Source organism: Cupriavidus sp. 207A1 (genome assembly GCF_057798955.1).
Genome location: NZ_JBYOJO010000015.1, coordinates 131,425 through 150,620, shown reverse-complemented (window position 1 = coordinate 150,620; position 19,196 = coordinate 131,425). Strand labels below are relative to the sequence as shown.

The following is a 19,196-nucleotide window of genomic DNA, read 5'->3' as shown; positions in this document are numbered from 1 at the left end:
TATCAGCGCAAGGCGGGATGCGGGCTGGCGGCGATTAGAGGCAAGCTACAATACGGGTAATCCCGATGGCGCCCCGGCGTGCCGCGCCGCGGCCGCGCACCCCACCATGGCGGGGCTGGCCCGGGCACCGATTCCAACCGCCTCTGCGACATGGACACCCTGATCAAAGAATTCGACGTGGCCCTGCGCGCCATTGCCGGCGCCACGCGCTCGGCGCGCGCCAACCCGGCCGACCGGCTGGCGCCGGACACCGAACAGATGAGCGCCGAGGAGCGCCGCCATGTGGCCGGCCTGATGCGCATCAACCATGTCGGCGAGGTCTGCGCCCAGGCCCTGTACCAGGCGCAGAAGCTGACCGCGCGCAACGGCGCCGTGCGCGCCCAGATGGACGCCGCCGCGCGCGAAGAGGAAGACCACCTGGCCTGGTGCGCCGAGCGCCTGCGCGAGCTGGGTTCGCGTCCCAGCCTGCTCAATCCCCTCTGGTACGCCGGCGCCTTCGCCATCGGCTGGGTCGCCGGCCGCGCCGGCGATCGCGTCAGCCTCGGCTTCGTGGCCGAAACCGAGCGCCAGGTCGAGCACCACCTCGGCGGACACCTGGACCGCCTGCCCGAGTCCGACGGCCGCTCGCGCGCCATCCTCGAGCAGATGCGCGACGACGAGATCCGCCACGGCGATGCCGCGCGCGAGGCCGGCGGCATGCCCCTGCCGGCGCCGGTGCGGGCGCTGATGCGCGGTGCCTCGCGCGTGATGACCACCGCCGCCTACCGCATCTGAGGTCCGCCGCCCGGGATCCGGCGTCTCCCGCCCAGCCCTGAATTCAGCAGGGCTGGCAGGCAATTGTTGTATCCTCGGGGCGCGCGCCCGGACAGGTCTTTTCCGCGCGGTCGGCAGTTCCTCCGCAAGTGGTTCTCAGGTGGTTTCTCTGCTTTCCTCCCTAAGATCTTCATTTCATTAAGGATTCACTTTCGCGGTGCGTGAGGTGTGCGCGCTAAGTCATTGTTCTGATTAAAAAAATCTCGTTTGCAGCCCCGCCTGCAGCCTTGACCGCCCATATCGCTTCCTCTAAAGTGGGAAATAGTGTGAGGAAGTGTATTTTTGTGTGAAATTGGGCCCCGGCCATGGGATGATTCTCACCATAGTCGGAACGGAAGGATTCACGCGCAGGCCGGCCGGCGAACCGTTCGCAGGCCGGCGTGGACCGGGAGCGAGCTTGTTTCAGGGAGCATCGGCGCTGTCGCTGGATGCCAAGGGGCGGATGTCGATTCCGTCGCGGCATCGCGAAGCGCTGCAACAGCAGGCCGAGGGCCGGGTGACGCTGACCAAGCACCCGGATGGCTGCCTGCTGCTGTTTCCCCGGCCCGAGTGGGAAAACTTCCGCACGCGCATTGCAGCGCTGCCGATGGATGCGCACTGGTGGAAGCGCATCTTCCTGGGCAACGCCGCCGACGTGGAAATGGACGGCGCGGGCCGGGTGCTGATCGCACCGGAGCTGCGCAGTGCCGCCATGCTCGACAAGGAAGTCATGCTGCTCGGCATGGGCAGCCATTTCGAAGTGTGGGATGCCGCGACCTACGCCGCCAAGGAACAGCAGGCGATGGCGCAGGGCATGCCCGAAGCATTGAAGAATTTCTCTTTCTGAAGAGGTCATGAGTCCTACCGGAACCCCGGCAACCCCCGCCTTGCAGCATCGCACCGTGCTGCTGGACGAGGCCGTCGACGCCTTGGTCTGGCGGCCCGACGGGGTGTACGTCGACGGCACCTTCGGCAGGGGAGGGCACAGCCGGGCGGTACTGGCCCGGCTGGGGCCAGACGGGGCCCTGGTTGCGTTCGACAAGGACCCAGCAGCAATCGCAGAAGCGGGCACCATCAAGGATGCCCGCTTCTCCATTGAGCACGCGAGCTTTGCGGCCATGGCCGAGCGCCTGTCGGGGCGCGGCCATGTCGCCGGCGTGCTGCTCGACCTGGGGATCAGCTCGCCCCAGATCGATGAGGCGGCGAGGGGGTTTTCCTTTCGTTTCGAGGGCCCGCTGGACATGCGCATGGACACCACGCGCGGCATCACCGCCGCCCAGTGGCTGGCGCAGGCGGATGAGCAGGACATTGCCAGGGTGATACGAGACTATGGGGAAGAACGGTTTGCTGTACAGATTGCAAAGGCGATTGTTGCTCGCCGGAGCCAATCCGGCGATGGCGGACCCGTCGCCACTACTGCCGACCTTGCCGCGCTCGTGGCGAAAGCCGTCAAAACACGCGAGAAGGGTCAGGACCCTGCGACCCGCACCTTTCAGGCTCTACGGATTCACGTCAATCAAGAGCTTGAGGACCTCGAAAGAGGGCTGAAGGCGGCTTATGACCTGCTGCAGGTAGGGGGACGCCTGGTGGTGATCAGCTTCCATTCGCTGGAGGACCGCATCGTCAAGCGGTTCATGACGGCGCACGCCCGTCCCCAGCAGGATGCCGATCCGGCGCTGCGCCGTGCGCCGCTGCGTGCGGCCGACCTGCCGCAACCGACGCTGCGCCTGCTCGGCCGCTACAAGCCGGGCGCCGAAGAGGTGGCCGCCAACCCGCGCGCGCGCTCGGCGGTGATGCGCGTGGCCGAGAAGCTGGCCCCGGCCGGCGGAGGTGCGCGCGCATGAACCGCCTGACCTTCTTCCTGCTGGCCGCGCTGATCCTGTGCGCGCTGTCGCTGGTGAGCGCGCAGCACCAGGCGCGCACGCTGTTCGTCGCGCTCGAGCGCGCCCAGGCGGAAGAGCGGCAGCTCGATATCGACTGGTCGCGCCTGCAATACCAGCAGAGCGCGCTGGGCAAGAGCGCGCGCATTGCCGATGCGGCGCGCGCGCAGCTGAAGATGGCGCCGGTCAACCCCGGCAAGACCCAGTACCTGTCCGGCATCGTGCTGCCGCCGGCACCGTCCGCGCCGGCCAGCGCAGCGGAGGCGCGCTGATGAGCATGGCCCGCCCCAACCCGCCCCGCCGTGACCGTAACGGCACCGCCTCGCGCCCGCGCAGCGGCCAGTTCGCCGCCAGCCCGGTGCTGGGCCTGCGCCTGCCGATGTGGCGCTCCAAGCTGGTGGTGTTCCTGATGTTCGCCGCGTTTGTCGCGCTGGCCGTGCGCGCCGCGTGGATCCAGGGGCCGGGCAACCAGTTCTACGAGGCCGAGGGCAAGAAGCGCTTCCAGCGCACGCTGGAACTGCCGGCCACGCGCGGCAAGATCCTCGACCGCAACGGCCTGGTGCTGGCCACCAGCCTGCCGGTCAAGGCGATCTGGGCGGTGCCCGAGGACGTGCCCAACCAGGTCGAGGCGGCCAAGATCCGCCAGCTGGCCAGGCTGCTCGGCATGTCCGAGAAGGAACTGGGCAAGAAGCTGTCCGAGGACAAGGGCTTTGTCTACCTGAAGCGCCAGGTGCTGCCCGACGTCGCCGACAAGATCGCCGCGCTCAAGATCGACGGCATCCACCAGACCCGCGAATACAAGCGCTTCTACCCGGAAGGGGAGGCGATGGCGCATATCGTCGGCTTCACCAACGTCGAGGATCGCGGCCAGGAAGGGGTCGAGCTGGCGCGCGAGAGCGGCCTGGCCGGCCGCGCCGGCGCGCGCCAGGTGATCAAGGACCGGCTCGGTCGCGTGGTCGAGGACATCGGCGTGCTCAAGACCCCGCGCGACGGCGAGGACATCCAGCTGTCGATCGACGCCAAGATCCAGTACCTGGCCTACAACGAGCTCAAGGCCGTGGTCGACAAGCACAAGGCCAAGGCCGCCAGCGCGGTGGTGCTCGACGCCCAGACCGGCGAGGTGCTGGCGCTGGCCAACTGGCCCACCTACAACCCCAACGACCGCACCCGGCTGTCCGGCGAGCAGCTGCGCAACCGCGTGCTGACCGACACCTTCGAGCCCGGCTCGATGATGAAGCCGATCACGGTGGGGCTGGCGCTGCAGCTCAAGCGCGTGTCGCCGTCGACCGTCATCGCCACCACCGGCAAGTACAACTTCGAAGGCGCCACCATCACCGATACCCACAACTACGGCGCGCTCACCGTCACCGGCGTGATCCAGAAGTCGTCCAACATCGGCACGACCAAGATCGCGATGATGATGAAGCCGCAGGAAATGTGGGACCTGTACACCAGCATCGGCCTGGGGCAGGCGCCCAAGATCGGCTTCCCCGGCGCGGTGGCGGGGCGCGTGCGCCCGTACAAGAGCTGGCGCCCGATCGAGCAGGCCACCATGTCGTACGGCTACGGCCTGTCGGTGTCGCTGTTCCAGATGGCGCATGCCTACACCATCTTCGCGCATGACGGCGAGCTGATCCCGGTGACGATGTTCCGCACCAACGGCCCCGCCACCGGCGAGCGCATCCTGTCGCCGCAGGTGGCGCGCGACGTGCGCGCGATGATGGAAACCGTGACCGCGCCCGGCGGTACCGCGCCCGAGGCGCAGGTGATGGGCTACCGCGTCGGCGGCAAGACCGGCACCGCCTACAAGCATGAAGGGCGCGGCTACAACCGCAGCAAGTACCGCGCCTCGTTCATCGGCCTGGCGCCGATGTCCAACCCGCGCATCATCGTCGCCGTCAGCGTGGACGAGCCCACCGCCGGCAGCCACTACGGCGGCCTGGTCGCCGGCCCGGCGTTCGCCGCCATCACCGGCGGCACGCTGCGCGCGCTGAACGTCCAGCCCGATTCGCCGATCCGCCAGCTGGTGGTCAGCGACAAGGTGCAGGAAAGCGAACCGTGGAGTTCGACCCAATGAGATCGACCCGATGACGGCCAAGCCCCTGCTCCCCCTCGAGGTCACCGCCCAGGCCAGCAACGCGCTGGCCTGGCTGCGTACCAACGTGGCCGCCGCGGCGCAGCTGAGCGGCGATACCCGGCGCCTGGCGCGCGGCGATGTGTTCTTCGCCTACGTGCTGGGCAACAACCGCCTCGCCACCGACGGCCGGCCCTATATCGCCCAGGCGATCGCCGCCGGCGCCGGCGCCGTGGTCTATGAGGCCGACGGCTTCGACTGGCCCTTCGGCGACGTCGTGCCGCATCTCGCCGTAAGCCGCCTGCACCAGCTGGCCGGCCCGATCGCCGCGGGCTGGCACGGCAATCCGGCGCGCGGCCTGGCCGTGACCGGCATCACCGGCACCAACGGCAAGACCTCGTGCAGCCAGTGGCTGGCGCGGGTGCTGCAGGCCGCCGGCACGCGCTGCGCGACCATCGGCACGCTCGGCACCGGCTTCCCGGACGCGCTGCAGGCCACCGGCTTCACCACCCCCGACGCGGTGCAGCTGCAGGCCAGCCTGGCCACGCTGCACGATGCCGGCGCGCGCGCCGTGGCGATGGAAGTGTCCTCGCACGGCCTCGAGCAGGAGCGCGTGGCCGGCACGCATTTCTCGGTGGCGGTGCTGACGAACCTGACCCAGGACCACCTCGATTACCACGGCTCGATGGCCGAGTACGAGGCCGCCAAGGCGCGCCTGTTCCGCTGGGACGGCCTGCGCACCGCGGTGATCAACCGCGACGACGGCATGGGCCAGCGCCTGCTGGCGGCCGACGCCGTGGCCGTGGCCGCGCCGCACGTGATCGAATACGGCATCGATGGCCCCGCCGGCGCCACGGTGCGCGGCCCGCGCGGCGCATGGCTGCGCGCCACCAACGTGCGCGCCACGGCCACCGGCACCGCCTTCCATATCGACGGCAGCTTCGGCCACGCCGAGATGGCGACGCCGATGATCGGCGCCTTCAACGTCAGCAACCTGCTGGCGGTGCTGGGCGCGGCATTGGCCAACGGCGTGGCGTGGGACGCGGCGATTGCCGCGCTGCGCGCGCTCGCGCCGGTGGAAGGACGCATGGAGCTGTTCGGCGCCGGCCACGACGCCGCGCAGGCGCCGCTGGCGGTGGTCGACTATGCCCACACCCCCGACGCGCTGGCCCAGACGCTGGCTGCACTGCGCCCGGTGGCGCAGGCGCGCAACGGCCGCCTGTGGTGCGTGTTCGGCTGCGGCGGCGACCGCGATCCGATCAAGCGCCCGCTGATGGGCGCCGTGGCCGAGCGCCTGGCCGACGAGGTCGTGCTGACCAGCGACAACCCGCGCAGCGAAGACCCGCAGGACATCCTCGACGCGATTGCCGACGGCATGGCCGAGCGCGCGCGCGGGCGCCAGATCGAAGACCGCGCCGCCGCCATCCTCTATGCCGTGCGGCACGCCGCGCCGGCCGACGTGGTGCTGGTGGCGGGCAAGGGCCACGAGGCCACCCAGGAGATCCAGGGCCGCAAGCGGCCGTTCTCGGATCGCGAACACGTACGGCTGGCACTGGCCACGCGCGGAGTATCGGCATGAGCCAGACCACCATGACCACCTTGCAGCAGGCCGCCGGCTGGATCGCCGGCGCGCGCATTCGCGGCGACGGCGCCGTGCCGTTTGCACGCGTGCATACCGACAGCCGCAGCGTCGAGCCCGGCGATCTGTTCGTGGCGCTGCAGGGCGAGCGCTTCGACGCGCACGACTTCATTGCCGACGTGGTCGCGCGTGGCGCGGCTGCGGTGCTGGTCAGCCGCGAGGTCGACGCCGCGGTGCCGGCCATCGTCGCGCCGGACACGCGCCTGGCGCTGGGCCAACTGGGCGCCGGCTGGCGCCGTCAGTTCACGCTGCCGGCGGTGGCGGTGACCGGCAGCAATGGCAAGACCACGGTCAAGGAAATGATCGCGGCGATCTTTGCCGCGGCCGTCGGCGAAGACCAGCGCCTGGCCACCGGCGGCAACCTGAACAACGATATCGGGCTGCCGCTGACGGTGCTGCGCCTGCGCGCCACGCACAGGCTGGCGGTGCTGGAACTCGGCATGAACCATCCGGGCGAGACGGTCTACCTGGCCGGCATCGCCCAGCCCACCGTGGCGGTGATCACCAACGCGCAGCGCGAGCACCAGGAGTTCATGGTCAGCGTGGAAGCGGTGGCACACGAGCACGCCGCCGCGATCGCGGCGCTGCCTGCCGACGGCGTGGCGGTATTCCCGCTCGACGCGGAAAGCGGCGGCGCCTACGCCCCGGTGTGGCGCGCGGCCGCGGGCACGCGCCGCGTGCTGTCGTTCGGCACCTCGCAGCAGGCCGACGTGCATGCCACCGTGGAACTGGTCGACGGCGTGCAGGTGATGAAGGTGCGCGCGCCGGGCCATGCCTTCGAGGTGCGGCTGGCGCTGCTGGGCGAGCACAACGTGCGCAACGCGCTGGCGGCGATCGCCTGCGCGCTCGCCGCGGGCGTGCACGTGCCGGCCATCCAGGCGGGCCTGGCGGAGTTCAAGCCCGTGAAGGGGCGGCTGCAGGTCAAGTACACGCCGGCCGGCACCGTGGTGATCGACGACACCTACAACGCCAACCCCGACTCGATGCGCGCCGCCATCGATGTGCTGGCCGGCTTTGCCGCGCCGCGCGTGCTGGTGCTGGGCGATATGGGCGAAGTGGGCGACCAGGGGCCGGCGTTCCACGAAGAGATCGGTGCCTACGCCCAGGCGCGCGGCATCGACGTGCTGTGGGCCACCGGCGATCTGGCGCTGCACGCGGTGCAGGCGTTCGGCGCCAACGGCCGCCATTTCGGCAGCGCGCAAGACCTGGCAAAGGCCTTGGAGGAAGACAGCGGGGGCATGGTGGCGCAAGCGGGCGCCGTGCTGGTGAAGGGATCGCGCTTCATGCGCATGGAACGGATGGTCGCGGCGCTGGTCGCAGACACTTCCGCACACTAAATAAGACAACACGATGTTATTGGCTCTGGCCCAGTGGCTGCAAAACGACTACAGCTTCCTCCGGGTCGTCAACTACCTGACTTTCCGCGCGGTGATGGCCAACGTCACCGCGCTGGTGATCGGCCTGGCGTTCGGGCCGTGGGTGATCCGCAAGCTGACCGAGCTGAAGGTCGGCCAGGCGGTGCGCACCATCGGCCCGCAGACCCATCTGGTCAAGTCCGGCACGCCCACCATGGGCGGCGTGCTGGTGCTGGTGTCGATCGCCGTGTCGACGCTGCTGTGGTGCGACTGGGGCAACCGCTTTATCTGGGTGGTGATGCTGGTCACGTTCGGCTATGGCGCGATCGGCTGGGTCGACGACTACCGCAAGGTGGTGTATCGCGACCCGCGCGGCATGTCGAGCCGCGAGAAGTTTTTCTGGCAGACGCTGATCGGCCTGGTGGCCGCGGTCTACCTGGCGTTCTCGGTGTCCGAGAGCAGCAATGTGCGGGTCTGGGAGCTGTTCCTGAACTGGGTCGAGGGCGGGCTGTCGCTGGACATGCCGTACAAGTCCAACCTGATCGTGCCTTTCTTCAAGGAGATCAGCTACCCGCTGGGCGTGGCCGGCTTCATCGTGCTGACCTACCTGGTGATCGTGGGCTCGAGCAACGCGGTCAACCTGACCGACGGCCTGGACGGACTGGTGATCATGCCGGTGGTGCTGGTCGGCGGTGGCCTGGGCGTGTTTGCCTATGTGATGGGCAACGCGGTCTACAGCAAGTACCTGCTGTTCCCGCATATCCCGGGCGCGGGCGAGCTGCTGATCTTCTGCTCGGCGCTGGGTGGAGCGGGGCTGGCGTTCCTCTGGTTCAACGCGCATCCGGCGCAGGTGTTCATGGGCGACGTGGGCGCGCTGGCGCTGGGTGGCGCGCTGGGCACGGTGGCGGTGATCGTGCGGCAGGAGATCGTGCTGTTCGTGATGGGCGGCATCTTCGTGGTGGAAACGCTGTCGGTGATGGCGCAGGTCACGTGGTTCAAGATCACCAAGCGGCGCTATGGCGAAGGCCGGCGGCTGTTCCGCATGGCGCCGCTGCATCACCATTTCGAGCTGGGCGGCTGGAAGGAAACGCAGGTTACGGTGCGCTTCTGGATCATCACCATGCTGCTGGTGCTGATCGGGTTGTCGACGCTGAAGCTGCGTTAAGGAAGGCGCTGCGCTGAAGAGGCGCGGCTTTATCGTTACAGGAAACCAAAGGCAGGAAATCGAAGTGTTTGGCGAGCTGCAAAAACCTCATGTGCTGGTACTGGGCCTCGGCGAGTCGGGGCTGGCCATGGCGCGCTGGTGTGGCCTGAACGGCTGCGCGGTGCGCGTGGCCGACACGCGCGAGGCGCCCGCCAACCTTGTGTTCCTGCAGGCCGAACTGACTTCGGCCGAATTCGTCGGCGGCCCGTTCGCCGAGAGCCTGCTCGACGGCATCGGCCTGGTGGCGATCAGCCCCGGCCTGTCGCCGCTGGAGGCCGCCACCGGCGCGCTGCTGGCCGCGGCGCAGGCGCGCGGCATCCCGGTGTGGGGCGAGATCGAGCTGTTCGTGCGCGCGCTGCGCCACCTCGAAGCCGAGTCCGGCTATGCGCCGAAGCTGCTGGCGATCACCGGCACCAACGGCAAGACCACCACCACCGCGCTGACCGGCCGCCTGGTCGAGCGCGCCGGCAAGAGCGTGGCGGTGGCGGGCAATATCAGCCCGTCGGCGCTGGACAAGCTGTCGGCCTGCATCGCCTCGGCGTCGCTGCCGGAGGTCTGGGTACTGGAGCTGTCGAGCTTCCAGCTTGAAACCACCCATACGCTGGCGCCGCATGCCGCCACCGTGCTCAACGTGACGCAGGACCACCTTGACTGGCACGGCTCGATGGAAGCCTATGCCGCGTCCAAGGCGCGCATCTTCGGCCCGGCCGGTCACGCGTGCGTGCAGGTGCTGAACCGCAACGACCGCCTGACGCTGGACATGACGCGCCCGGGCTCGACCCCGGTGACCTTCGGCATCGATCTGCCCGAAGTGCCGGGCAGCTTCGGCATCCTGCGCGAGGGCGGCATGCCCTGGCTGGTGCTGGCCGAGCCCGATCCCGACGCGGAAGGGGAGGGCAAGCCGCGCCGCCGCAAAGCCGTGGCCGAGGCCGCGCCGGAAGCGGTGCCGGTGCGCCACAAGCGCCTGATGCCGGCCGACGCGCTGCATATCCGCGGCATGCATAACGCCACCAACGCCATGGCGGCGCTGGCGCTGTGCCGTGCCATCGACCTGCCGCTGAACGCGCTGCTGCACGGCCTGCGCGAATACCGCGGCGAGCCGCACCGGGTGGAGTGGGTCGCCACCATCGACGACGTCGAGTATTTCGACGACAGCAAGGGCACCAACGTGGGCGCCACCGTGGCCGCGCTGTCGGGCCTGGACAAGCGCGTGGTGCTGATCGCCGGGGGCGAGGGCAAGGGGCAGGATTTCTCGCCGCTGGCCGCGCCGGTGGCGCAGTACGCGCGCGCGGTGGTGCTGATCGGCCGCGCCGCGGCCGAGCTGCGCGATGCGCTGCAGGGCAGCGGCGCCAGCCTGGTCGACGCCGCCACGCTGGAACAGGCGGTGACGCAGGCCGCCGCGCTGGCCCAGGCCGGCGACGCGGTGCTGCTGTCGCCGGCGTGCGCCAGCCTCGACATGTTCCGCAACTACGTGCATCGCGCCGAGGTGTTCCGCGGCGCGGTGGAAGAACTGGCGCTGTCCCGGGGGATCCTGCCATGAGCGATGCACAGGTCAAGCGCAGCGGCTTTATCGGCGCCACCATCGGCAATGCCTGGGGCGGCCTGCGCGACGCGGTGTCGGGCGTCAAGCCGACCCGCTCGCGCATGATGGAGTACGACCAGCCCATGCTGTGGGTCTCGATCGTGCTGCTCGCGCTCGGCCTGGTGATGGTCTACTCGGCCTCGATCGCGCTGCCGGACTCGCCGCGCTACGCCAACTATCGCGAAAGCCACTTCCTGCTGCGCCACGCGTTCGCGCTGGGGATCGGGCTGTCGGTGGGGCTGGCCGCGTTCCAGGTGCCGGTCAAGGTATGGGACCGCTACGCGCCCAAGCTTTTCATCCTTGCCCTGATCCTGCTGGTGATCGTGCTGGTGCCGTTCGTGGGCAAGGGCGTGAACGGCGCGCGGCGCTGGATTCCGCTGGGGGTGATGAACTTCCAGCCGTCCGAGCTGATGAAGCTGGCGGTGGTGCTGTACGCCGCCAACTACACCGTACGCAAGCAGGAGTGGATGCAGACCGTGTCCAAGGGCTTCCTGCCGATGGGCGTGGCGGTGGTGGTGGTGGGCCTGCTGCTGCTGCTCGAGCCCGACATGGGCGCGTTCCTGGTGATCGCCGCGGTGGCGATGGGCATCCTGTTCCTGGGCGGCATCAACGGCAAGCTGTTCGCCGGGCTGGTCGGGGTGGCGGTGGGCGCGTTCGCGCTGCTGATCACCGCGTCGCCCTGGCGGCGCGAGCGGATCTTTGCCTACCTGAATCCATGGGAAGAGAGCAACGCGCTGGGCAAGGCCTACCAGCTGACGCATTCCTTGATCGCGTTCGGGCGCGGCGAGTGGACCGGCGTGGGGCTGGGCGGCAGCATCGAAAAGCTGCACTACCTTCCCGAAGCGCACACCGACTTCATCCTCGCCGTGATCGGCGAGGAATTCGGCTTTATCGGCGTGCTGGTGGTGATCGTGCTGTTCTACTGGCTGGTGCGGCGCGCCTTCAATATCGGCCGCACCGCGCTGCAGCTGGACCGCACCTTTGCCGGCCTGGTGGCCAAGGGCATCGGCGTGTGGATCGGCTGGCAGACCTTTATCAACATGGGCGTGAACCTGGGCCTGCTGCCGACCAAGGGGCTGACGCTGCCGCTGGTCAGCTATGGCGGCTCGGGCATCCTGATGAATTGCGTGGCGCTGGCGATCCTGCTGCGCATTGATTATGAAAATCGCGTGCTGATGCGTGGAGGGAAGGTATGACCGGAACGCAGCAGCACGCGATTTCGGCGAAGGCTAACTTCCTGCGACTGCAGGAAGTTAAGCGCAGCGGCCGAAGCCAAAACAGAGTCATGATGCGCGGAGGCAAGGTATGACGCAGCCGCGTACCCTGCTCGTAATGGCCGGCGGCACCGGGGGACATGTGTTCCCGGGGCTGGCGGTCGCGCACGCGTTGCGCGAGCAGGGCTGGAACATCGTCTGGCTGGGCAACCGCACCGGCATGGAAGCCACGCTGGTGCCCAAGCACGACATCCCGATGGAATTCATCCAGTTCGGCGGGCTGCGCGGCAAGGGGCTGGTGACCAAGTTCCTGCTGCCGCTGAACCTGCTGCGCGCGTTCTGGCAGAGCATCGCCGCGCTGCGGCGGGTGCGTCCGAGCGTGGTGCTGGGCATGGGCGGCTATATCACCTTCCCGGCCGGCATGATGGCCTCGCTGCTGGGGCGGCCGCTGGTGCTGCACGAGCAGAACTCGATCGCCGGGCTGGCCAACAAGGTGCTGGCCAAGGTGGCCGACCGCGTGCTGTGCGCGTTCCCGGATACGCTCCCCGGCGGCGAATGGACCGGCAATCCGGTGCGCGAGGAACTGGCGCACCTGGACGCGCCCGAGTCCCGCTACGACCAGCGCACCGGCCCGCTGCGCATCCTGGTGGTGGGCGGCAGCCTGGGCGCCGCGGCGCTGAACGAGGTGGTGCCGAAGGCCGTTGCGCTGCTGCCGCAGGACCAGCGCCCGGTGGTGACGCACCAGGCGGGCGCAAAGCAGATCGACACGCTGCGCGCCAACTATGCCGCGTCGCAGGTGCCGGCGCAGACGCTGCCGTTCATCGACGACATGGCGCGCGCCTATGCCGATGCCGACCTGGTGATCTGCCGCGCCGGCGCGATGACGGTGTCGGAAGTGGCCGCCGCAGGTGTGGCGGCGCTGTTCGTGCCGTTCCCGCATGCGGTGGACGACCACCAGACCACCAACGCACAGTTTTTGTCGAGCCAGGGCGCGGCCCTGCTCGTGCAGCAGCAAGACCTGACGGCCGCGGGCCTGGCGCAGACCATTGCCAGCCTGACCCGGCCGCAGTTAAAGGACATGGCGCGCCTGGCGCGCGGACTGGCCAAGCCTGAGGCAACCCGGCGCGTCGCCGAGGTATGCAGCGAGCTGGCCAGGGACTGAAGTGAGCGAAGCAGCAATCCAATGAAGCATATCGTCAAGAACATCCACTTCGTGGGCATCGGCGGCGCCGGCATGAGCGGCATCGCCGAGGTCCTGCTGAACCTGGGATACAAGGTCTCGGGCTCGGACGTGGGCAACAATGCCGCCACGCGGCGCCTGGCGTCGCTGGGCGCCACCGTCATGCACGGCCACGACGCCGCCAACGTGAGCGGCGCCAACGCGGTGGTGGTGTCGACCGCGGTCAGCGGCGACAACCCCGAAGTGCTGGCCGCGCGCAGCCAGCGCATCCCGGTGGTGCCGCGCGCGGTGATGCTGGCCGAGCTGATGCGGCTGAAGCAGGGCGTGGCCATCGCCGGCACGCACGGCAAGACCACCACCACCAGCCTGGTGGCTTCGGTGCTGGCCGAAGGCGGCCTCGATCCCACCTTCGTCATCGGCGGCCGGCTGAACTCGGCCGGCGCCAACGCGCGCCTGGGCACCGGCGATTTCATCGTGGCCGAGGCCGACGAATCGGATGCCTCGTTCCTGAACCTGTTCCCGGTGATCGAGGTCATCACCAATATCGATGCCGACCACATGGACACCTACGGGCACGACTTCGCCCGGCTCAAGCAGGCGTTCATCGAATTCACCCAGCGGCTGCCGTTCTACGGCATCGCGGTGCTGTGCGTGGACGACCCGAACGTGCGCGAGATCCTGCCGTTCGTGTCCAAGCCGGTGGTGCGCTACGGCTTTGCCGAAGACGCGCAGATCCGCGCCGTCGATGCGCGCGCGGTCGACGGCCAGATGCACTTCACCGTGCTGCGCCAGCTGAACCAGCACGCCGAGCCGCCGCTGGAGATCGTGCTGAACCTGCCCGGCATGCACAACGTGCAGAACGCGCTGGCGGCGATCGCCATCGCCACCGAGCTGGAGGTGCCCGATGCCGCCATCGTCAAGGCGCTGCGTGAATTCCACGGCGTCGGCCGCCGCTTCCAGCGCTACGGCGAGGTGGCTACGCCGGACGGCGCCGGCACCTTCACGCTGGTGGACGACTACGGCCACCACCCGGTGGAAATGGCCGCCACGCTGGCCGCCGCGCGCGGCGCCTTCCCCGGGCGCCGCCTGGTGCTGGCGTTCCAGCCGCATCGCTTTACCCGGACGCGCGATTGCTTTGAAGACTTCGTCAAGGTGCTGGGCACGGTCGATGCCCTGCTGCTGTCCGAGGTCTATGCCGCCGGGGAGACCCCGATCGTCGCCGCCGACGGCCGTGCGCTGACCCGCGCGCTGCGCGTGGCCGGCAAGGTCGAACCCGTTTTCGTGGAGCAGATGGAAGAGATGCCGCAGGCCATCCTGAATGCCGTACGGCCCGGCGATGTGGTCGTGACCATGGGCGCGGGCTCGATCGGCGGTGTGCCCGGCCAACTGGTGTCGCACCAGCAACCGCTGCAAGGGAGCCAGGCATGAGCTTCGTCGCCCATCCCAATATCGATCCCAAGTCGCTGGGCAAGGTCGGCGTGCTGCTGGGCGGTCGCTCGGCCGAGCGGGAAATCTCGCTGATGTCGGGCAACGGCGTGCTGGCCGCGCTGCAGTCGCGCGGCGTCGACGCGCACGGCTTCGACCCCGGCCTGCAGGGCGTGGCCGAACTGGCGGCGGCCGGCTTTGACCGCGTCTTCATCGCGCTGCACGGCCGCTACGGCGAGGACGGCACCATCCAGGGCCTGCTCGAGCAACTGGGCGTGCCGTACACCGGCAGCGGCGTGCTGGCCTCGGCGCTGGCCATGGACAAGCAGGCCACCAAGCGCCTGTGGATGACGCACGGCCTGGCCACGCCGCGCTTCGCCATGCTGCATGCCGACACCGACTTTGACGCCGTGGCGGCCGACCTGGGCCTGCCGCTGATCGTCAAGCCGGCGCGCGAAGGCTCGTCGATCGGCCTGACCAAGGTCACCGCCGCGGACCAGATGCGCGCCGCCTTCGACAAGGCCGCGGCGCTGGACAACGACGTCATCGCCGAGACCTTTGTCGACGGCGCCGAGCTGACCTGCCCGGTGGTGGGCGAGGGCGATACCGCCGAAGCGCTGCCGGTGATCCGCATCGTCGCGCCCGAAGCCAACTACGACTATCAAAATAAGTACTTTACTGACGATACCCAATACTTGTGTCCGTCGGGCCTGGATGCCGAAGTCGAACGGCAGGTGCAGGCGCTGGCGGTGCAGGCCTACCGCGTGCTGGGCTGCCGCGGCTGGGCGCGCGCCGATGTGATGCTGCGCGCCGACGGCACGCCTTTCCTGCTCGAGATGAATACCTCGCCCGGCATGACCGGCCATTCGCTGGTGCCGATGGCGGCGCGCGCGGTTGGCATCAGCTACGAGGACTTCGTGCTGCAGGTGGTGGCCGCCGCCACGCTGGACCTGCATCCCAACGAGCATTGGAAACCCGAATAACTTCACCCGACAGGACCGCACCGGACCATGTGGCATAACGCACGCCTGCTCAACCTGATCGCCTCCACGCTGTATGCGGTGGTGGCGCTGATGGCGCTCGCGGCGGGCCTGCTGTGGCTGGCGCAGCGGCCGGTGTTTGCCATCACGCACGTGGAGATCGGGCCGATGGACGGCGGCGCCCTGCGCCACGTAAACGCGCCGAGCGTGCGCGCCAGCGCGCTGGGCAAGCTGAGCGGCAACTTCTTCACGCTGGACCTCAACGCGGCGCGCCAGGCGTTCGAGTCGGTGCCGTGGGTGCGGCGCGCCAGCGTGCGGCGCGAATGGCCCAACGGCCTGGCGGTCGAGGTCGAGGAACACGAGGCGCTGGGAACCTGGGGCGCGCCCGACAGCGGCCGCCTGATCAACACCTATGGCGAGATCTTTGTCGCCAACACCGCCGAGGCGGAAGAGGACGCGCAGCTGCTGGCGCTGGACGGTCCGCCGGACAGCGAAGGCGATGTGATCGAGAAGCTCGAGGTCATGCGCCAGTGGTTCAAGCCGCTCAAGGCCGAGCCGCTGGCGGTGGCCCTGTCCGGCCGCTACGCCTGGCGGGCGCGCCTGTCCAACGGCATGGAGGTCGAGCTGGGCCGGGAGCAGAACGAGGAGGACCGCACCGCGATGGACCAGCGCGTGCGCCGCTTCGTCGCGGCCTGGCCGCAGGTCACGCAGCAATGGGGCAGCCAGATCGAATATGCCGATCTGCGCTATCCGAACGGCTTTGCCATCCGTGCCGCCAACGCGCGCTTCCTGACCGAGGCGCAGATCGCGGCGGCGGTGCGGGCCGAAAAGGCCGAGCGAGCGGCCAAGGCGAAGGCGGCGAGCGCGGCGACCAGCGCCGCCCGGCCGGGGGCGGCCGCAACGGTTTCAGGTACATCCAACAACAATCCGACGCGACTGAAGAGCAAGAACGCGGAGAAAACCCGATGAGCAAGGAATACAAGGACCTGTTGGTCGGTCTCGATATCGGCACCTCGAAGGTGGCGGCCGTGGTGGCGGAACTGCGCCCCGACGGCAGCTACGAGGTGATCGGGATGGGCCAGTCTGAGTCCAAGGGTCTGAAGAAAGGGGTCGTGGTCAACATCGAGGCCACCGTGCAGTCGATCCAGAAGGCGCTGGAAGAGGCCGAGCTGATGGCCGACTGCAAGATTTCGGAGGTCTTCACCGGCATTGCCGGCAGCCATATCCGCAGCTTCAATTCCAGCGGCATGGTGGCGATCAAGGACAAGGAGGTTACGCAGACCGACGTGGCGCGCGTGATCGAGACCGCCAAGGCGGTCAATATCCCGACCGACCAGCAGATCCTGCACATCCTGACGCAGGAATTCATCATCGACGGCCAGGAAGACGTGCGCGAGCCCATCGGCATGAGCGGCATCCGCCTGGAAGTGAAGGTGCATATCGTCACCGGCGCCGTCAGCGCCGCGCAGAACATCGTCAAGTGCGTGCGCCGCTGCGGGCTGGAAGTGCACGACCTGATCCTGCAGCCGCTGGCGTCGAGCCTGGCGGTGCTGACCGAGGACGAAAAAGAACTGGGCGTGGTGCTGGTCGACATCGGCGGCGGCACCACCGACATCGCCATCTTCAGCGAAGGCGCGATCCGCCATACCGCCGTGATCCCCATCGCCGGCGACCAGATCACCAACGATATCGCGATGGCGCTGCGCACGCCGACACCGGACGCCGAGGACATCAAGATCCAGTACGGCATCGCCAAGCAGGCGATCGCCGACCCGGAAGACATGATCGAGGTGCCCGGCGTGGGCGACCGCGGCACGCGCACGCTCAGCCGCCAGGCGCTGGCCGCGGTGATCGAGCCGCGCATCGAAGAGTTGTACTCGCTGGTGCATCAGGTGGTGCGCGAGTCCGGCTATGAAGAACTGTTGTCGTCGGGCGTGGTCATCACCGGTGGGACCGCGATGATGCCGGGCATGGTCGAGCTGGGTGAGGACATTTTCCTCAAGCCCGTGCGCGTCGGCGTGCCCGAGTATCGCGGCAACCTGCACGAGGTGGTGAAGAGCCCGCGCTACGCGACCGTGATGGGCCTGCTGCTGGAAGGCCGCGTGCAGCGCATGCGCGGGCGCAAGGTGGCGGTGCAGAGCGGGTCGGTCAAGCAGGTGTGGACCCGCATGAAGGAATGGTTTGTCGGCAATTTCTGATCGATGCGGAAATTGACGCGCTAACGATGCAACGGCGCGCGGGCAGGGCGGTCTACCGGACAGGCCGGCGCGCCGGATGGAAGTTTTCTGATTTTCTTTTTTTGGTTTCTTGTTCAGAAACCAGGGGTTGCGGCGGGGAGGCCGCATCGTCTGGGGACTGATTTTTCTCGGAGGCAGTGATGGACTTTGACATGATCGAAACGGAAGTGATGGACGGCACCATCATCAAGGTGGTCGGCGTGGGTGGCGCGGGCGGTAACGCCGTGCAGCACATGATCAGCCGCGGTGTCCAGGGCGTTGAATTCATCTGCATGAATACCGACGCCCAGGCGCTCAAGCGTTCCACCGCTTCGCGCGTGCTTCAACTCGGCAATACGGGCCTGGGCGCTGGCGCCAAGCCGGAAGTCGGCCGCGGTTGCGCGGATCAGGCCCGCGAGCAGATCGCCGACGCGCTGCGCGGCGCGCACATGGTCTTCATCACTGCCGGCATGGGCGGCGGCACCGGCACGGGCGCCGCGCCGATCGTCGCGCAGGTGGCCAAGGAGATGGGCATCCTGACCGTGGGCGTGGTCAGCAAGCCGTTCGACTTCGAAGGCGCGCGCCGCGCCAAGGTGGCCGAGCACGGTTCCAGCGAGCTGGAATCGAGCGTCGACTCGCTGATCGTGGTGCTCAACGAAAAGCTGTTCGAAGTGATGGGCGACGACGCCGAGATGGACAAGTGCTTCCAGTGCGCCGACGACGTGCTGCACAACGCGGTGGCCGGCATTGCCGAGATCATCAACGTTGACGGCCTGGTCAACGTCGACTTCGAAGACGTCAAGACGGTGATGGGCGAGCAGGGCAAGGCCATGATGGGGACGGCCACCGTGTCGGGCGTCGACCGCGCCCGCCTGGCGGCCGAGCAGGCCGTGGCCAGCCCGCTGCTGGAAGGCGTGGACCTGTCCGGCGCGCGCGGCGTGCTGGTCAACATCACCGCCAGCCGTTCGCTCAAGCTGTCGGAAACCAAGGAAGTCATGAACACCATCCGCAGCTACGCCGCGGAAGATGCGACCGTGATCTTCGGTACGGTGTACGACGATTCGATGAGCGATGCGCTGCGCGTGACCGTGGTCGCGACCGGCCTGGGCCGCTCGGCCAAGAAGCAACAGCCGATGACGCTGCTCAAGACCGGCACCGACAACATGCCGGTGCAGATGATGGCCAACATGGCCGCCACCGCCGCGCAGCACAGCTCGCCGGACTACAGCAACCTGGATACGCCGGCAGTGTGGCGCAGCTCGCGTGAGTCGGCATCGGCCCACGTGGCGGCGCTGCAGGAAAAGGGTGTGGATACGTACGACATCCCGGCCTTCCTGCGCAAGCAGGCAGACTGAAGCCTGCCTGGCGCGGCATCGGTGCCTCCACCGGCCGCCTGACGGAACGCTTCGCCTGGTCGCGATGCACGTGCGCTCCCCATCCGCGCGTGCCTTGCATGGCTGACGTGAACCGCCGGGCTGCTGGCGGCGCCGCGCCTGCGCCGGACTGACTTCACCCGCATCCCGTTGCCGGGTTCGGGCGTGCCGCTGGCCGCCTCCCCGGACTGGTTTCCCGCCTTCCCGGTCGGGATGTATCGCCGTGCGGGGGGGGCGCCCCCAAAGGGGGCCGCCCCGGGCCCGGTGGTGGGGGGTAAGGTG

16 protein-coding genes are annotated in these 19,196 nt (G+C 68.6%); all 16 read left to right on the top strand.

Annotation, left to right across the window (positions count from 1 at the left end):
- Window positions 1-150 precede the first annotated feature (150 nt).
- A complete protein-coding gene (gene coq7, locus AC3FMM_RS24945) occupies window positions 151-774 on the top strand; it encodes a 2-polyprenyl-3-methyl-6-methoxy-1,4-benzoquinone monooxygenase (protein ID WP_115710922.1) in 624 nt (207 codons plus the stop codon).
- 436 nt (window positions 775-1,210) lie between these two features.
- Window positions 1,211-1,639 (top strand): division/cell wall cluster transcriptional repressor MraZ, encoded by a 429-nt coding sequence (mraZ, locus tag AC3FMM_RS24940; protein ID WP_018006227.1) that lies wholly within the window; start codon window positions 1,211-1,213, stop codon window positions 1,637-1,639.
- A 7-nt stretch (window positions 1,640-1,646) separates the two neighbouring features.
- On the top strand, window positions 1,647-2,636 hold the full coding sequence (rsmH, locus tag AC3FMM_RS24935) for a 16S rRNA (cytosine(1402)-N(4))-methyltransferase RsmH (RefSeq protein ID WP_115710920.1): 990 nt from the start codon (window positions 1,647-1,649) through the stop codon (window positions 2,634-2,636).
- Entirely contained in the window at window positions 2,633-2,944 is a 312-nt protein-coding gene (gene ftsL, locus AC3FMM_RS24930; protein WP_018006229.1) for a cell division protein FtsL, read from the top strand. The genes rsmH and ftsL overlap by 4 nt, the downstream gene beginning before the upstream one ends.
- Window positions 2,944-4,749 carry a peptidoglycan D,D-transpeptidase FtsI family protein gene (locus tag AC3FMM_RS24925; RefSeq protein WP_115710917.1) on the top strand — a complete coding sequence of 602 codons (1,806 nt, stop codon included), beginning with the start codon at window positions 2,944-2,946 and terminating at the stop codon, window positions 4,747-4,749. The genes ftsL and AC3FMM_RS24925 overlap by 1 nt, the downstream gene beginning before the upstream one ends.
- Before the next feature lie 10 nt (window positions 4,750-4,759).
- Window positions 4,760-6,325 carry a UDP-N-acetylmuramoyl-L-alanyl-D-glutamate--2,6-diaminopimelate ligase gene (locus AC3FMM_RS24920; protein WP_115710915.1) on the top strand — a complete coding sequence of 522 codons (1,566 nt, stop codon included), beginning with the start codon at window positions 4,760-4,762 and terminating at the stop codon, window positions 6,323-6,325.
- Window positions 6,322-7,722 (top strand): UDP-N-acetylmuramoyl-tripeptide--D-alanyl-D-alanine ligase, encoded by a 1,401-nt coding sequence (locus AC3FMM_RS24915; protein WP_326347928.1) that lies wholly within the window; start codon window positions 6,322-6,324, stop codon window positions 7,720-7,722. The genes AC3FMM_RS24920 and AC3FMM_RS24915 overlap by 4 nt, the downstream gene beginning before the upstream one ends.
- A 13-nt stretch (window positions 7,723-7,735) precedes the next feature.
- Window positions 7,736-8,905 carry a phospho-N-acetylmuramoyl-pentapeptide-transferase gene (gene mraY, locus AC3FMM_RS24910; protein ID WP_012353957.1) on the top strand — a complete coding sequence of 390 codons (1,170 nt, stop codon included), beginning with the start codon at window positions 7,736-7,738 and terminating at the stop codon, window positions 8,903-8,905.
- Window positions 8,906-8,969: 64 nt separating this feature from the next.
- Complete coding sequence (murD, locus tag AC3FMM_RS24905; RefSeq protein WP_326347929.1) at window positions 8,970-10,484, top strand: UDP-N-acetylmuramoyl-L-alanine--D-glutamate ligase; 1,515 nt, start codon at window positions 8,970-8,972, stop codon at window positions 10,482-10,484.
- Complete coding sequence (ftsW, locus tag AC3FMM_RS24900; RefSeq protein WP_018006235.1) at window positions 10,481-11,722, top strand: putative lipid II flippase FtsW; 1,242 nt, start codon at window positions 10,481-10,483, stop codon at window positions 11,720-11,722. The genes murD and ftsW overlap by 4 nt, the downstream gene beginning before the upstream one ends.
- A 109-nt stretch (window positions 11,723-11,831) precedes the next feature.
- Window positions 11,832-12,902, top strand: a complete 1,071-nt coding sequence (murG, locus tag AC3FMM_RS24895) for an undecaprenyldiphospho-muramoylpentapeptide beta-N-acetylglucosaminyltransferase (RefSeq protein ID WP_488687622.1) — start codon at window positions 11,832-11,834, stop codon at window positions 12,900-12,902.
- A gap of 21 nt (window positions 12,903-12,923) precedes the next feature.
- Window positions 12,924-14,348 (top strand): UDP-N-acetylmuramate--L-alanine ligase, encoded by a 1,425-nt coding sequence (murC, locus tag AC3FMM_RS24890; RefSeq protein ID WP_115681194.1) that lies wholly within the window; start codon window positions 12,924-12,926, stop codon window positions 14,346-14,348.
- Window positions 14,345-15,328, top strand: a complete 984-nt coding sequence (locus AC3FMM_RS24885; RefSeq protein WP_116379241.1) for a D-alanine--D-alanine ligase — start codon at window positions 14,345-14,347, stop codon at window positions 15,326-15,328. Before murC ends, AC3FMM_RS24885 begins: the two co-directional genes overlap by 4 nt.
- Before the next feature lie 27 nt (window positions 15,329-15,355).
- The gene (locus tag AC3FMM_RS24880; RefSeq protein WP_115681192.1) at window positions 15,356-16,294 is read left to right on the top strand and encodes a cell division protein FtsQ/DivIB; all 939 of its coding nucleotides are present in this window, start codon (window positions 15,356-15,358) and stop codon (window positions 16,292-16,294) included.
- Entirely contained in the window at window positions 16,291-17,523 is a 1,233-nt protein-coding gene (ftsA, locus tag AC3FMM_RS24875) for a cell division protein FtsA (RefSeq protein ID WP_012353950.1), read from the top strand. Before AC3FMM_RS24880 ends, ftsA begins: the two co-directional genes overlap by 4 nt.
- A 179-nt stretch (window positions 17,524-17,702) precedes the next feature.
- Window positions 17,703-18,896, top strand: coding sequence for a cell division protein FtsZ (gene ftsZ / locus AC3FMM_RS24870; protein ID WP_092306216.1), 1,194 nt, complete (start codon window positions 17,703-17,705; stop codon window positions 18,894-18,896).
- The last annotated feature ends 300 nt before the right edge of the window (window positions 18,897-19,196 follow it).